This window comes from Streptomyces microflavus (genome assembly GCF_014650075.1).
Classification (GTDB): domain Bacteria; phylum Actinomycetota; class Actinomycetes; order Streptomycetales; family Streptomycetaceae; genus Streptomyces; species Streptomyces microflavus.
Genome location: NZ_BMUG01000002.1, coordinates 193557 through 206364 on the forward strand (window position 1 = coordinate 193557; position 12808 = coordinate 206364).

Annotated in this window: 14 protein-coding genes; 9 read left to right on the forward strand and 5 right to left on the reverse strand. The window is 70.9% G+C overall.

The features are described from left to right. Positions 1 to 199: 199 nt before the first annotated feature. A complete protein-coding gene (locus tag IE264_RS05905; RefSeq protein ID WP_190167588.1) occupies positions 200 to 1948 on the forward strand; it encodes a serine/threonine-protein kinase in 1749 nt (582 codons plus the stop codon). On the opposite strand, the gene IE264_RS05910 is transcribed toward IE264_RS05905, so the two are convergent. Then, positions 1930 to 3186 (reverse strand): MFS transporter, encoded by a 1257-nt coding sequence (locus IE264_RS05910; RefSeq protein ID WP_032760460.1) that lies wholly within the window; start codon positions 3184 to 3186, stop codon positions 1930 to 1932. The genes IE264_RS05905 and IE264_RS05910 overlap by 19 nt on opposite strands. A gap of 233 nt (positions 3187 to 3419) precedes the next feature. Here IE264_RS05910 and IE264_RS05915 point away from each other — a divergent pair, with 233 nt between their 5' ends. Next, entirely contained in the window at positions 3420 to 4100 is a 681-nt protein-coding gene (locus IE264_RS05915) for a hypothetical protein (RefSeq protein WP_051822073.1), read from the forward strand. A 66-nt stretch (positions 4101 to 4166) separates the two neighbouring features. On the opposite strand, the gene IE264_RS05920 is transcribed toward IE264_RS05915, so the two are convergent. Next, a complete protein-coding gene (locus tag IE264_RS05920; protein WP_032760459.1) occupies positions 4167 to 4691 on the reverse strand; it encodes a DUF6879 family protein in 525 nt (174 codons plus the stop codon). 193 nt (positions 4692 to 4884) lie between these two features. Between IE264_RS05920 and IE264_RS05925 the strand changes: the two genes are divergently transcribed. Both IE264_RS05925 and IE264_RS05930 read left to right on the forward strand, forming a co-directional pair. Next, entirely contained in the window at positions 4885 to 5427 is a 543-nt protein-coding gene (locus tag IE264_RS05925; protein WP_015609527.1) for a TetR/AcrR family transcriptional regulator, read from the forward strand. 270 nt (positions 5428 to 5697) lie between these two features. Then, positions 5698 to 6792 carry a methyltransferase domain-containing protein gene (locus IE264_RS05930; protein ID WP_051822075.1) on the forward strand — a complete coding sequence of 365 codons (1095 nt, stop codon included), beginning with the start codon at positions 5698 to 5700 and terminating at the stop codon, positions 6790 to 6792. 7 nt (positions 6793 to 6799) lie between these two features. Here the strand turns inward: IE264_RS05930 and IE264_RS05935 are convergent, their stop codons facing one another. Next, positions 6800 to 7270, reverse strand: coding sequence for a hemerythrin domain-containing protein (locus tag IE264_RS05935; protein ID WP_032760457.1), 471 nt, complete (start codon positions 7268 to 7270; stop codon positions 6800 to 6802). A 161-nt stretch (positions 7271 to 7431) separates the two neighbouring features. Between IE264_RS05935 and IE264_RS05940 the strand changes: the two genes are divergently transcribed. Continuing rightward, positions 7432 to 8070 carry a GNAT family N-acetyltransferase gene (locus tag IE264_RS05940; protein WP_032760456.1) on the forward strand — a complete coding sequence of 213 codons (639 nt, stop codon included), beginning with the start codon at positions 7432 to 7434 and terminating at the stop codon, positions 8068 to 8070. Here the strand turns inward: IE264_RS05940 and IE264_RS05945 are convergent. Continuing rightward, a complete protein-coding gene (locus IE264_RS05945) occupies positions 8027 to 8377 on the reverse strand; it encodes a hypothetical protein (protein WP_229887418.1) in 351 nt (116 codons plus the stop codon). The two genes, IE264_RS05940 and IE264_RS05945, sit on opposite strands and share 44 nt — an antisense overlap. A 234-nt stretch (positions 8378 to 8611) precedes the next feature. Between IE264_RS05945 and IE264_RS05950 the strand changes: the two genes are divergently transcribed. Genes IE264_RS05950 through IE264_RS05960 form a run of 3 tightly spaced genes read left to right on the forward strand, consistent with a single transcriptional unit; the run spans position 8612 to position 10086 of the window. Beyond that, on the forward strand, positions 8612 to 9448 hold the full coding sequence (locus tag IE264_RS05950) for a DUF5753 domain-containing protein (protein ID WP_032760455.1): 837 nt from the start codon (positions 8612 to 8614) through the stop codon (positions 9446 to 9448). Further along, positions 9445 to 9681, forward strand: a complete 237-nt coding sequence (locus IE264_RS05955; protein WP_032760454.1) for a DUF397 domain-containing protein — start codon at positions 9445 to 9447, stop codon at positions 9679 to 9681. The genes IE264_RS05950 and IE264_RS05955 overlap by 4 nt, the downstream gene beginning before the upstream one ends. A gap of 3 nt (positions 9682 to 9684) precedes the next feature. Further along, positions 9685 to 10086, forward strand: coding sequence for a thiol-disulfide oxidoreductase DCC family protein (locus IE264_RS05960; protein WP_032760453.1), 402 nt, complete (start codon positions 9685 to 9687; stop codon positions 10084 to 10086). Positions 10087 to 10108: 22 nt separating this feature from the next. Here IE264_RS05960 and IE264_RS05965 read toward each other — a convergent pair whose 3' ends face one another. Continuing rightward, positions 10109 to 10645 (reverse strand): GNAT family N-acetyltransferase, encoded by a 537-nt coding sequence (locus IE264_RS05965; protein ID WP_032760451.1) that lies wholly within the window; start codon positions 10643 to 10645, stop codon positions 10109 to 10111. Positions 10646 to 10949: 304 nt separating this feature from the next. Between IE264_RS05965 and IE264_RS05970 the strand changes: the two genes are divergently transcribed. After that, positions 10950 to 12800, forward strand: a complete 1851-nt coding sequence (locus tag IE264_RS05970; protein ID WP_308428490.1) for a WD40 repeat domain-containing protein — start codon at positions 10950 to 10952, stop codon at positions 12798 to 12800. Positions 12801 to 12808 lie beyond the last annotated feature (8 nt).

The following is a 12808-nucleotide window of genomic DNA, read 5'->3' on the forward strand; positions in this document are numbered from 1 at the left end:
CTGAATACTCGGCTCCCCCGGGGCACCGCTGATGTCTGCGCACCGAACCCGCGCTCCCCGGTTCCGTCCTCAAATGCCGGACGGGCTGGGGTTGCAGCCGGACCTGTCCAGTCCCCGGTTCCGTCCTCAAACGCCGGACGGGCTGGGGTTCGGGCGGGGCGGCGCTATTGTCGTGCGGGCCGCAGGGGAGGAAGCGCATATGGACAAGCTCGGGCCCGACGACCCGCACCGCATAGGTGCGTACCGCCTCCTCGGCCGGCTCGGAGAGGGCGGCATGGGCCAGGTCTTCCTCGCCCGCTCCGACCGAGGCCGCACCGTCGCCCTCAAGCTCGTCCGCCGCGAGCTCGCCGAACAGCCCGAGTTCCGCGCCCGCTTCCGCCAGGAGGTCCGCGCCGCCCACCAGGTCGGCGGCGCCTGGACAGCCCCGGTCCTGGACTCCGACACCGAGGCCCCGGTCCCCTGGGTCGCCACCGGCTACGTCGCCGGGCCCTCCCTCCACCGCGTCGTCTCCGGCCGCCCCGGCGCCCCGGTCGCGGAGTCGGGGGCGTACGGGCCGCTGCCGGTACGTTCCGTCCAGCTCCTCGGCTCCGGGCTCGCCCACGCCCTCCAGCACATCCACGGGGCCGGGCTCATCCACCGCGACCTGAAGCCGTCCAACGTGCTCCTCACCATCGACGGCCCCCGGGTCATCGACTTCGGCATCGCCCGCGCCCTGGAGTCCCTGGCCGACGGCGACCTGACCCGGACCGGCGCGATGATCGGCTCCCCCGGGTTCATGGCCCCGGAGCAGGTGCGCGGCGAGCGCGTGACCACCGCGTGCGATGTGTTCTGCCTGGGCTCCGTCCTCGCGTACGCCGCGTCCGGCCGCCTCCCGTTCGGCGCGGCCGAGAGCGGCGGGGTGCACGCCCTGATGTTCCGGATCACCCAGGAGGACCCGGACCTGACCGGCGTCCCGGCGGAGCTGGCCGGGGTCGTCCGGGACTGCCTGGCCAAGGACCCGGCGGCCCGGCCCTCCCCCGACGAGATCCTGGCGCGGCTGGGCGAGGCGGAGGCCGACGAGCCCTGGCTCCCCGCCACCCTCATCGCCCAACTGGGCCGCCACGCCGTGGGGTTGCTCGACGCGGAGGACCCGGAGGGCCCGGAGCACCCGGCGGACACCCGGAACCCGCACCACCGGCAGCGGCACCCCGACACACCCCCCGCCGCCGTCCACGCCCAGCCCACCCAGGCGGCCCCCGCCACTCCCCCCGCGCCCCCGACCCCGCCCCCGTACGCCCGACAGCCGCAGCCCAGACATCCGCAGCCCCAGCCCTACCCCTCGTACAACCAGCCCCACCACCCCGGCCCGGCGTACAACACCCCTCTCCCACCCGCCTACTTCACCCAAGCCCCGGCCCCCGCCCCCGCGCGCCGGTCCGCCGGGGCGACCGTCGCTCTCGTCGCCGTCGCGATAGCCGTGGCGATAGGCGCGGGCGGTTCCGTGTACGCGTTCATGAACAACGAGGGGCGCGGTACGCACACCAACCCCGGCCCCTCCGCCTCGGGCGACGACAACGTCAACGGCAACGGGTCGGGGACCGACGACGAGAGCGCCGTCCCGGCCGACTACCTCGGCACCTGGACCGGCTCCATCCCCGGCGACCAGGGAGGCTCCTCCCGGAAGCTGGTCATCCGCCAGGGTGGCGTCGGCGACCAGGTCCTCTCCCTCATCGCCGAAGGCCCCCTGGCCCTGGGCGCCACGTACCACTGCGAGTTCACCGCGCCCCTGGCCGCCCGCCCCGGCGACGGCGAACCGGTCCGCATCGGCCCCTCCACCGTCTCCGTGGGCCGCCCGGCCGCCTCCTGCTCCCCCGGGAAGCCCACCGAGCTGACCCTCCTTCCGGACGGCACCCTGCGGAGGGCGGCGCCCGGTTCGGGCGAGAGCCTGATCTACACCAAGTCGGATTGAGGTGACGGCACTTCGGCCACCGGCGGGGCCGTCCGCCGCCGCAGCGCCCCCGTGATCAGCGCCGCACCTCCCAGCAGCACCAGCACCACGATCATCGCCGCCCGCAGCCCCACGTGGTCGGCCAGGAAACCCAGCGAGGGCGGGCCGACCAGGAAAGCCGCGTAGCCCGCCGTGGAGACGGCCGCGACCCGGGCCGAGGCGTCCCGCACCCCCTCGCCCTCCCCCGCCGCCGCCGAGACCGTGACCGGGAACCCCAGCGAGGCGCCGAGCCCCCACAGCACGACCGCCGCCCCGGCGAGCAGCGCGCTGGACGAGAAGACCACCAGCGCCACGCCCACCGCCGCCACGAGCGCGCTCGCCCGGACCACGGCCGCAGGCCCGTAGCGCACGAGCAGGGGCCCGCCCGCGAACCGGCCCGTCGTCATCGCGACGGCGAACAGCATGAACGTCAGCGAACCGGCCGTCGCGCTCGTCCCGTGACCGTCCACCATCAGCAGCGGCAGCCAGTCGTTGGCGGAGCCCTCCGCGAACGCCATGGCCAGCACGATCAGCCCGATCAGCACCAGCCGCCGGTCGCTCCAGACCGCCAGCTGCGCCCGCAGCCCACCGCCCCCGGCAGCCACACCACCCCCGGACGCCGCGTCCTCGCGCCCCGTGCCCGCCGGAACCGCCCGTACGGTCCACACCGCCGCCGCCGCGACGGCGACGGCCACCGCCGCCAGGTGCCAGCCGACCGGGAACCGTACCGCCGTCAGCCCCATCCCCAGCAGCGCGCCGACCACCGTCCCGAGGCTGAAGCAGCCGTGCAGCACCGGCAGGACCGGGCGCCCCAACGTCCGCTCCACGGCGGCGCCCTCGATGTTGAAGGCCACCTCCGCGAGCCCCATGCCGGCCCCGAACAGCGCCAGACCGCCGAAGACCCCGCCGGACACCTCCAGCGCCGCGCCCCCGGCGATCACCAGCAGCCCGGCGACGAGCAGCCCCGCACCGGCCGCGATCACCGGCCGCCCGCCGCGCTTGCGCACAAGACCCCCGGAGACCAGCACACCCGCCATGGAGCCGATGGAAAGCCCGAACAGCACCAGGCCCATGGACCCCGTGGACACGTCCAGCGCGTCCCGTACGGCGGGGGTCCTGGCCACCCAGGAGGCCATGCTCACCCCGGTGGCGAGCATGAAGAGGAAGAGCGCGGCGCGCCAGCGGCGGGTGCGGGCGTCCATGTCCGGCATGACCTTCATGAGCAGGGTGCCTCGGCAGACAGGAGAGGGCGGGAGGTACGGAGCGTACGATCGTACGCCTGAAGCGTACGTTCGTACACACCTCGCTGCACGACCCGCTTCGGGCCGAGGCCTCCACCGAAGCCCCGGAACCGCCCGCCCTCCGCGCGCGTCCCCGGACCCGTACCTCCACCTACCCCTTCACCCCCGCCATCGCCACCGTCGCCCTTCACCGCACCGGCCGGAGAGCTCCCGTGTCCGTTCTGTCGCTGCAGTCCCCTTCCGCCACCGGCTTCTTCGTGTGGTCGCTGCTGGGCGTCCTCTTCGCCGCCGTACCCCTCATCGCCTGGAGCCGCATCGCCCGCACCCGTGGCGTGGGCTACGCGACCGCGTCCGTCCTGTTCGCCGCCGGAGGGCTGCTGGTGGCGATCCAGCACGGTGGGGTGCCCGCCGTCCCCCGGGCGGACGCCCACCTCCTCTTCACCGTCGCGACACCCCTCCTGCTCGTCCTCGGCGTCCGTCTGGAGAAGGGGCAGAAGGGGCACGCGAGCGAGGCGTGGGGCAGGCGGCGCAGTACGGCGGTCGGCGTTCTCGGCACGCAGTTCGTACTGACCCTGGCCGCTTCCGCCCTCTACTTCCTCATGGGCGCCGGAGCCTCCGTACCACCCGCCACCGTCGTTCCCGATCTGCCGCCGGGCCTCATCGTGCTTTCCGAGGGCTCCAGTTGCGGATCGTCCAGTTGCGCCCGCTCGGTGACCGTCGGCAGTCGGGACGGGCTCACCCCCGCCGAGATCGTCCGCAAACTGGACCGCCCCTCGGGCTGGACCTGCCGGCCGAACGGCTGGCTGCTGGACCGACGGTCCCGCTGCGTCGGAGTGACCGAAACCAACGGGAAAGTGCAGCTCAACGTCACCCTCAGCGACCTCATTCCCTAACCGCACCCCTCGCCCCGCGCTCCATGCTGCGAACCGGCGCCGTGCCCGGAGTCCCGAGGTCAGAGGTCAGAGGTCGAGATCCTTCACGTACTCCTCGAAGGCAACCGACTCCTCCACCGCGATCCGCCGGTATTCGAGGAAGGGACCGACGTCACCGTCGAACACCTCTCGGCTGATCTGGCGACCGTCGGAGTGGTAGTTCATGAGAACCACTTCGGAGCGGTCGAACAGCCAAAAATCCTGGGCTCCCTCAAGAAGGTTCGGCCGGTCCGTCACGTCGAGAATGCGGATCTCTTCACCGGCCGACGAGTGAGCCCTGTAGTAATGGTGAAGCTCGAACCGCAGGTAGTCGGAGAGCGGACGGGTCAGCACATGAACTCGCCCCTGGCTCCGCCCCTGCGCGACTTGCCGGCGCAGCCGGTCGGTGTACTCGTTCGACACGGTCACCGGATCAATGCGAGCACCGCCCTTGAACGCCTCGAACTCCTCCGCCTCCTGGGGCATGAGGTACTGCGGCAGGGTCTCCAGACGCCAGGCTTCCCGCTGGAACCGCTCAAAGCGAGCAGCCCACTCCTCACCGGCCAAGAGCACGAACGGCCTCCCTCAACGTCTCCTCCGGGATCTCCACAAGCCCCTACCCCTCAGACTCCTCGCAGGCATCGCGCCCGTCACTCACGACGGTACGAGCGAGGCACCTGGGCCGTCCATGCGGGAATCCCGAGATGCCCCCGCGCTCTATGCTGCGAGATGCGAAGAGGGACCAGGCCGAACAAGGAGGCGCCGGGTGGCGACAGGGCGCACCGACCCCGACCGGCGGGACCGCATCATCGACGCGGCGCTCGACCTCATCGCCGACGAGGGCGTCGCGGGCATCTCGCACCGCAAGGTGGCCGCTCGCGCCGGGGTTCCGCTCGGCTCGATGACGTACCACTTCGCGAGCATGGACGAGCTGCTCCACGAGGCGTTCACCCGGTTCTCCGGCACGATCGTCGCCGTCTTCGAGGACCGCCTCGGCGCGGCCGCCACCCCCGACGAGGCCCGCGAAGCCGTCGCCGACCTCGTTCACCACCTCTCCGGCGGCAACCAGCGCGAGCTGATCCTCACCCACGAGCTCTACACCCTCGCCGCCCGCAAACCGGCCTACCGCGAGCTCACCCGGGAGTGGATGAGCCGCAGCCGACGAGCCCTCGAATGGCACTTCGACGCCGCCACCGCCCGCCAGCTCGACGCGCTCATCGAGGGGCTGTCCATCCACCGCGCCCTGGAGACCGAGCCGCACGACCGCGCCCTGACGGTCGAGGCGATCGCCCGGATCACCACTCCGTGAGTGAATGAGCCACCAGTAACGAGTGGTTTCGGTCAATTGGACCGATTACGCCCGGAGGATGCGACCCGCACGGGACGATAGGACGTCCGCGTTCGCGCCTGCCTCGGAGGTAGCCATGGGCACGCACGGCAAGCCGACACCGGACCCCTCGCAGGGCAAGCCGCCGCCCGGCAACTCGGACGGGCAGGTCCCGCCCACTCCCCCGCCCACCGGCACCCGCCGGAAGTAGCCCACGTGTTGGAAGAGCGCCGCCTCGGTCTGCTGTCCGCGATGACTGACGGGGGCCTGTGGCCTGCGGACTCACCCTGGGTCCGCAGGGCCGTGGAGTCGACGCCCCGGGACCGCTTCGCCCCCGACACCGTCTGGGCCTGGACAGGTGGTGAGCGGTACCGGGCGGTGAACCGGGCCGAGGCGCCGGAAGCGTGGGCCTCCGAGGTCTACCCCGATCCGTACGGTTCCACCGTCACCCAGGTCACCGACTCCATGCCGACGTCCAGCATCTCGTGTGCGGCCATCGTGGCCACCATGCTGGACTCACTCGTCCTGGAGCCCGGACACCGGGTGCTCGAACTCGGCACAGGATCCGGCTGGAACGCCGCTCTGCTCGCCGAGCGCACCGGCCAGGGCCATGTCACCAGCGTCGAGATCGACGCCGGACTCGCCGCCCACGCCCGCCGACGCGTCGAGGCGGCCGGCCACCGGGTCCGGGTCATCACCGGTGACGGCGATGCCGAGTCGGTGGAGCATGCGGCCTTCGACCGGGTCATCTCCACCTACGCCGTCGAACACGTGCCGTGGACGTGGGTGGAGCGGACACGGCCGGGCGGCCGGATCGTCACCCCCTGGGGGCACACGGGGTGCGTCGCGCTCACCGTGGCACAGGACGGCGCGTCGGCGACCGGCTGGATGCAGGCGCCCGCCCGCTTCATGCCCACCCGGCGATCGGGACACCCGCTCTCGCCCTTCGAACGCGTACGGGACGGGGGCACCGGCGTACCGACCGCGTTCTCCCGCCCCGTGCAGGCGTTGTCCCACCCCGATGTGCTGTTCGCACTGCGCGTGTTGCTGCCCGACGTGCACATCGACACCCAAGTCGCCGGCACCGGCGGGCAGCTGACCGCCTGGCTCAGCGACGGCCGCTCCTCCTGGGCCGTCCTCGAACAGGTGGGCAACGCCGTGAACGCACACGGTGGCGGTGGACGCGACCTGGCCGACGAGGTCAGCCGGGCCTGGGCCGTGTGGGAGGAGCGCGGGTCACCCGGCATGTACGACTTCGGGCTCCACATCACCCCCGACGCCCACCACGTCTTCACTGGCGACGACCCGCACGGCCCTCGCTGGCAACCGCTGGTTGCTGCCCCTTGAGGCCTGGTCACAGCGGCCCCAGCACCTCTCCGGGCGCGGCTGACAGCTCCAGGGTTTCGAGTACGGCGAGCAGTTGGCGTTCCTCGTAGCGGAAGTGGTTCTCCATGAGCGCGGCGATGCCTTCGAGGTGCCGGTCGAGCTCCTCGGGTGACGCGGCCCGGTCGACCGCGGCGCTCAGGCCGCCGAGCAGGTGGGCGATCATCGAGTGGTCCTGCTCCAGCGAGCGCAGCACCGGGCGCAGTTCCGGATGCGCCGCCGCGATGGCCGGGAACAGGGTGCGGTCCTCGCCCTGGTGGTGGCTGTCGAGGGCCGCACAGAAGCCGTGGCAGTACAGCAGCAGTTCGCGGGTGGCCGACTCCCCGGGGATGCCCTCGCCGAGGGCGGCGCGGGTCACGTCCAGCGCTTCCCGCAGCCGGTGGTGCACCCGGCGGAGTTCCTGGCTCCAGGCGACGAGCCTGGTCGTCTCGCGCTCAGTCACGCGAGAGCGAAGGGTGCGACGCGTTCATCGTCGGCCTCCTTCGGTCCGGCGCCTCCATGCCTGACACGGTCTGCCACCGGCACGCGACGCGCCCCAACTCTAGCCCGCCTGCCGGGAAACACGGTTGCGGGAGCGCTCCCGCACCCCCAAGGATCGGCGCCATGACTCGACCCGCCGGGATACTGCGCCCGTACCGCCCCGAGGACCGCGACGCCCTCTTCGACATCTGCGTACGCACCGGGCACGAAGGCGGCGACTCCCGCCACCTCTACCCGGACCCGGACCTCCTGCCGAACATCTTCGCCGCGCCCTACGCCGTCCTCGAACCGGAGCTCGCCTTCGTCGTGGAGGACGAGGGGCGGGCCGTCGGCTACATCCTCGGTACGGCGGACACCGCGTCCTTCGTCGCCCGCTACCGCACCGAGTGGCTCCCGGGCCTGACCGGCCGCTACCCCGCCCCCGTACAGCCACAGGACCCGGCCACCCCGGCCGAGATGATGACCGGGCTCATGCACGACCCGGAGCGGATGATGCTGCCGGAGCTGGACGGCTATCCGGCCCACCTCCACATCGACCTGCTGCCCAGCCACCAGCGGTACGGGTACGGGCGGGCGCTCATGGAGACCTTCCTCGACGCGCTCCACGCCCGGGGCGTTCCGGCGGTCCACCTCTCCATGGCCACCAGCAACACCCCGGCCCGCGCCTTCTACGACCGTGTCGGCTTCCACGAGATCGCCGTCCCGGACCCCGGGCCCGTCACCTATCTCGGCCGGAGTACAGCAGCGACTCCGCCGCGTTGATCAGGATCAGCGTGTGGACGAAGCGGTCCGGAGCCGTCGGCGGGTACCGCCACGACAGCGGCCAGGTCCTGCCCTCCAGCGCCGGGACGGGTACGTAACTCACCCGGCTCCTCGTCGCGTTCAGGATCGTCACCTCGCGCGGCCAGCACCGGTGCGCCGTCGAGCCCGGCGGTACGAAGAAGTAGACCCCGCGCCGGCCGTTCGCCTCCGCCACCACCGGGCCGGGCTCTCCCCCGACGAGTTCCTCCATCAGGTCGGCCAGCCGGCGCCCGGCGTCACCGTCGACGCGGACGGCGTCGAATTGCACGCCCGCCTTGCGGAGTTGGAATCCGGAAACCGGAAGCCACTCGATATTCCGCTCACACTCATCATTCAGCGCATTCACAGGACGAGTGTGGCGCGCATCACCTAGCGTTCTCTACGACTGGCGAGGGGCGTCGCACACCCGTTGACCTGCGCGAACTTCGCTGTTGGGCAGTTGATTCCAGCCACATCGCGTAGTGACCGGTTGAGTTCGGTTGAGTCGAAAAGAGATCACCTCATGGCAAGTGCGGAGAACAAGGATTCAGCCAGCCCGGCGGCGAAGCTGGTGGCCAAAGTGACGCGGATGCTGCGCGTCCAGCGGGACTGGTCGCAGGACCGGCTGGGGGACGAGATCGGCTATTCGGCGGCTGCCGTCAGCGCCATGGAGACGTGCGCGCAGCCCGCCAGTGACGCGATGCTGGTGGCGCTGAAGCGGGTGCTGAGCGAGGGCAGCGATGTCTTCGAGACGGCCCGGCTGTACATGCGGATGGAACGGCTGCCCGAGCAGTTCCAGGACTACTCGCTGCTGGAGCAGGCCGCGATCAGCCTCCAACTGTTCGCCAACAACGTCATCCACGGGCTCTTCCAGACGGAGGCGTACGCGCGAGCGCTCATCGGTGGCTCGTATCCGCCGCTCTCCGACCAGCGCGTGGAAGAACTGGTCCAGCTCCGAGTGGCGCGCGCCGCCCTCTTCGACCGCGATCCGCTCCCGATGATCGAGGTCATCATCGACGAGGCCGCCCTGCGCCGCGTCATCGGCAGCGAGGAGATCATGCGGGAGCAGCTGCTCCATCTCGTGGAGTGTGCGCGGCGGCGCAATGTCACGCTGCTGGTGCTGCCCCTGGACGCCGGGAAGTATGGGGAGTATGCGGGTGATCGCGGCTCGATGAACCTTCTGGAGACCCCGGAGCATGAACATCTCGTCTATCTGGAGCCGCAGGACGAGAGTCTGCTGATCAGTGACCCGGCAAAGGTCAGCGTCTACGCTCAGCGCTATGCGAAGATCCGGTCACAGGCCCTGGGTCCTCGTGAATCGCTGGACCTCATCATGCGGTTGGCAGGAGTGAAGGAATGAGCAGCATCCTCCGGTGGTTCAAGTCCAGCTACAGCAGCGGCAGCGGCGGTGACTGCATCGAGGTCGCCTTCGACTGGCGTACGTCCTCCTACAGCAGCGGCAGCGGCGGCGAGTGCGTCGAGGTCGCCGCCTGCCCCCACGCCGTCCACGTCCGTGACTCCAAGGTCACCGACGGGCCCGCCTTCGCCGTCGCCGCCGACACCTGGTCCACCTTCGTCACCTGGGCGGAGTGAGCCGTGCCCGCACAGCCTGTCCTCGTCTACGACGGCGACTGCGCCTTCTGCACGACCTCGGTGAACTTCCTGATGCGGTACGTGCGTCCGCAATGCACCGTGACCCCCTGGCAGTTCGCCGACCTGGACGCTCTCGGCGTCACCCAGGAGCGGGCCGAGCACGAGGTGCTGTGGATCTCGCCGCTCGGGGCGGTGTACGGGGGCGCGCAGGCCGTCGCCAAGTTGCTGCTGCGCGCCGGTGGGGGCTGGGCGTGGCTGGGCGGTCTGCTGACCCTGCCCCCGGTGCGGTGGATCGCCCACGGGGTCTACCGGCTCATCGCCGCCAACCGCACCCGTATGCCGGGCGGCTCGCCGGCCTGCGCGCTGCCGGCGGACCGCAGGCCGGGCGTACGGCCTGCGCCCTAGGCATTGACCTTGACTCCTCGCCCTACGCGTCCGGCTTCCAGTCCTTGACGAGGAGGCCGAGCAGCACCTCGTCCAGGAACTCGCCCAGCACCCACGCCGAGGAGCGCAGAACGCCCTCGCGGACGAACCCGTTGCGCTCGGCGGAGCCCAGCATCGCCGCGTTGTCCGCCAGCGTCTCTATCTGCAGCCGCTGCAGGCTGCGCACGACGAACCCGTAATGGCACAGCGTCCCGACCACATCGGTGCCGTAACCCTTGCCCCGGGCGGACGGCAGCAGCTCGATGCCGATGTGCGCCGACCGGTTGTGGGTGTCGATGCCCCACAGCGTCGCGGTACCGATCAGCGTGCCGCCCCCCAGCTCCACCACGGAGAACTCGACGCGCCTCTCGTCCTCGTCGTCCGCCGTGAAGAGCGGGTTCTTCGCGTCCGGTGACATCGGCCGCCACGGCCGACTCGAGGCCCGGGCGGCGTTGACCACGTCGTTGTGGAGCTCGGCCCGCAGAACCGGGATGTCCTCCTCGTGGCGGGCCCTGAGACCGGCCTTCTTGCCTGTGAGCATGCGAGCTTCCTATCCGACGGGTCCCGGCGGCGGCAATCGGTTATGCCCGGGCCCCGGGGGGCGCGAAAAGTGCGCTCCTCTGTCGGCGGCATGGCTTAATCTGCGATCCGGGCCGCGCCCCTTCGTTTCTCTCATCCCGGGTGACGCGCGGCCCCTTCATACCGTGGGGGTATCTGTAACTGTGCGCACGCGCAGAATTTCGACCGCGACAGCGTTCGCGGTCCTCTTCAGTTCCGTGGTTCTGGTCGGCGGGACGGCGAACCCGGCCGCTGCCGACAGCCGGGTCGAGGTTCCGGTCACGTGGTTGTCGGACTCCGTGCTGGACGGTGTCCACCAGCGGCTGTTCCTGAGCGACCGCAGCTCGGGCAAGATCGTCGCCACCGACTTCACCGGGCGGACGCTCGCCACCATCCCCGGCCTGCCGGACGTGACGGACCTCGCTCTCAGCCCGGACTCGGGCACGCTGTACGCGGCCGTACCGTACGCCGACAAGATCGTGGCCATCGACACCGCCGCACTGCGGGTGACGGCGGAGTACCCGACCGGGGAGGGCACCAGGCCGTCCACGGTCGCCTTCGCCGACGGGCGGATCTGGTTCGGGCACGGCCAGAACTGGGACTCGGCCCTCGGCTCGGTGGATCTGACCGGTGCCGAGCCGGTGGTGACGCTCGACCAGGGGGCGGGCTTCGACTGGTCGACGCCGCCCACCCTCTACACCGACCCGCTGGCCGCCGGGACGCTCGTCGCCGTGGACAGCGGGATCAGCTCCGGCCCGTTCGTGATCTACGACGTCACCACCGGCGTTCCCGCCATCCGCCTCCACGAGGACAAGGGGGGCTTCGTCAACGACGTCGACTTCACCCCGGACGGCGCGAACATCGTCGTGGCGGGCCGCCGGGGTCCGTCCGTCGCGGAGTACCGGCTCAGCGACCTCGCGGAGGTACGGACGTTCCCGGGCCCCCGGCAGGGCGCCAGTGTCGCGGTGGCCCCGGACGGTACGGTCGCCACCGGCACGGCCGACTGGTACGAGGACCCGGACCTGTACGTGTACACGCGCGGCTCGGGCCAGCCGGGCAGCACGCGCGACCTGCACCACACCACCGGCCTCGCCGAGCGCGGTCTGCACTGGTCGCCCGACGGCAGCAAGCTGTTCGCCCTGCACGACACGTTCAGCGGTGAGACGACCCCGATGACGATTCTCACGGCGCCTCGCTCGTACGTCACCACGACCACGGCCAACGCCCCGTCCACGGCGGCCCGGGGCAAGGCCCTGACCCTCAGTGGCCGCACCAGCGCGAGTGCGCCGCTGCCCTCGGGTACGCCGTTGGCCGTGGTCCGGACGGACGTGGAGTCCCCCAAGGGCAAGGCGATCGGTACCGCCAAGGTCGACGCCAAGGGCAACTACACCTTCAAGGACACCCCGCCGGCCGGCGGCAAGGTGACGTACAAGGTGACGTTCGCGGGCAACGCCTCGCACACGCCGTCCTCCGCGTCCGACAGCGTCACCGTCTCGCGCGCCGCGGTCTCGCTGAAGCTGAACCGGAACAAGTCGCTCCACGCGTACAACAAGAACGTCTCCTTCACCGCGACCCTCGGCAAGACGTACAAGAACCGCGTCGTCGAGCTGTGGGCCGACCCCTTCGGCGCCGACAAGCCGAAGAAGCTGGTCAAGAAGGCCAAGGTCAACTCCAAGGGCAACCTGTCCGTCACCGTCAACATGAAGCGCGACACGACGGTGACCGCCGTCTTCGCGGGTGACGGCCGGTACGCGCCGAAGACCGTGAAGTCGACCGCGTACGCGAAGGTCAACGTCTCGACCAAGCTGTCGAAGCACTACAAGACGGCGAAGATCGGGAAGACCTCCTACGCGTACTACAGCAAGAAGAAGAACCCCGACTTCACCACGACCATGACCTACTACAAGGGTCGTGCGCAGCGGCTGAGCCTGGAGCTCTACTACAAGGGCAAGTGGTACGACGCCGGTCAGCAGTACTTCCCGCTCGGCACCAAGGGCAAGTCGATCGTCACTCTCACGGGACCGCACGACACCGGCTACAAGATGCGCGTGCGCTCCTCGTACGTGAACAGCTCCTCCGGTGACACCGTCAACTCCACGACGCACGGCGCCTGGAAGTACTTCATCTTCACGAAGTGAAGTAGCGG

Excerpts from the sequence above, each read along its gene's own strand:
- IE264_RS05905 (WP_190167588.1), top strand. The coding sequence starts at position 200 with ATGGACAAGCTCGGGCCCGACGACCCGCACCGCATAGGTGCGTACCGC.
- IE264_RS05950 (WP_032760455.1), top strand. The coding sequence starts at position 8,612 with ATGGCAAGTGCGGAGAACAAGGATTCAGCCAGCCCGGCGGCGAAGCTG.
- IE264_RS05940 (WP_032760456.1), top strand. The coding sequence starts at position 7,432 with ATGACTCGACCCGCCGGGATACTGCGCCCGTACCGCCCCGAGGACCGC.
- IE264_RS05930 (WP_051822075.1), top strand. The coding sequence starts at position 5,698 with ATGACTGACGGGGGCCTGTGGCCTGCGGACTCACCCTGGGTCCGCAGG.
- IE264_RS05965 (WP_032760451.1), bottom strand. The coding sequence starts at position 10,645 with ATGCTCACAGGCAAGAAGGCCGGTCTCAGGGCCCGCCACGAGGAGGAC.
- IE264_RS05910 (WP_032760460.1), bottom strand. The coding sequence starts at position 3,186 with ATGAAGGTCATGCCGGACATGGACGCCCGCACCCGCCGCTGGCGCGCC.
- IE264_RS05955 (WP_032760454.1), top strand. The coding sequence starts at position 9,445 with ATGAGCAGCATCCTCCGGTGGTTCAAGTCCAGCTACAGCAGCGGCAGC.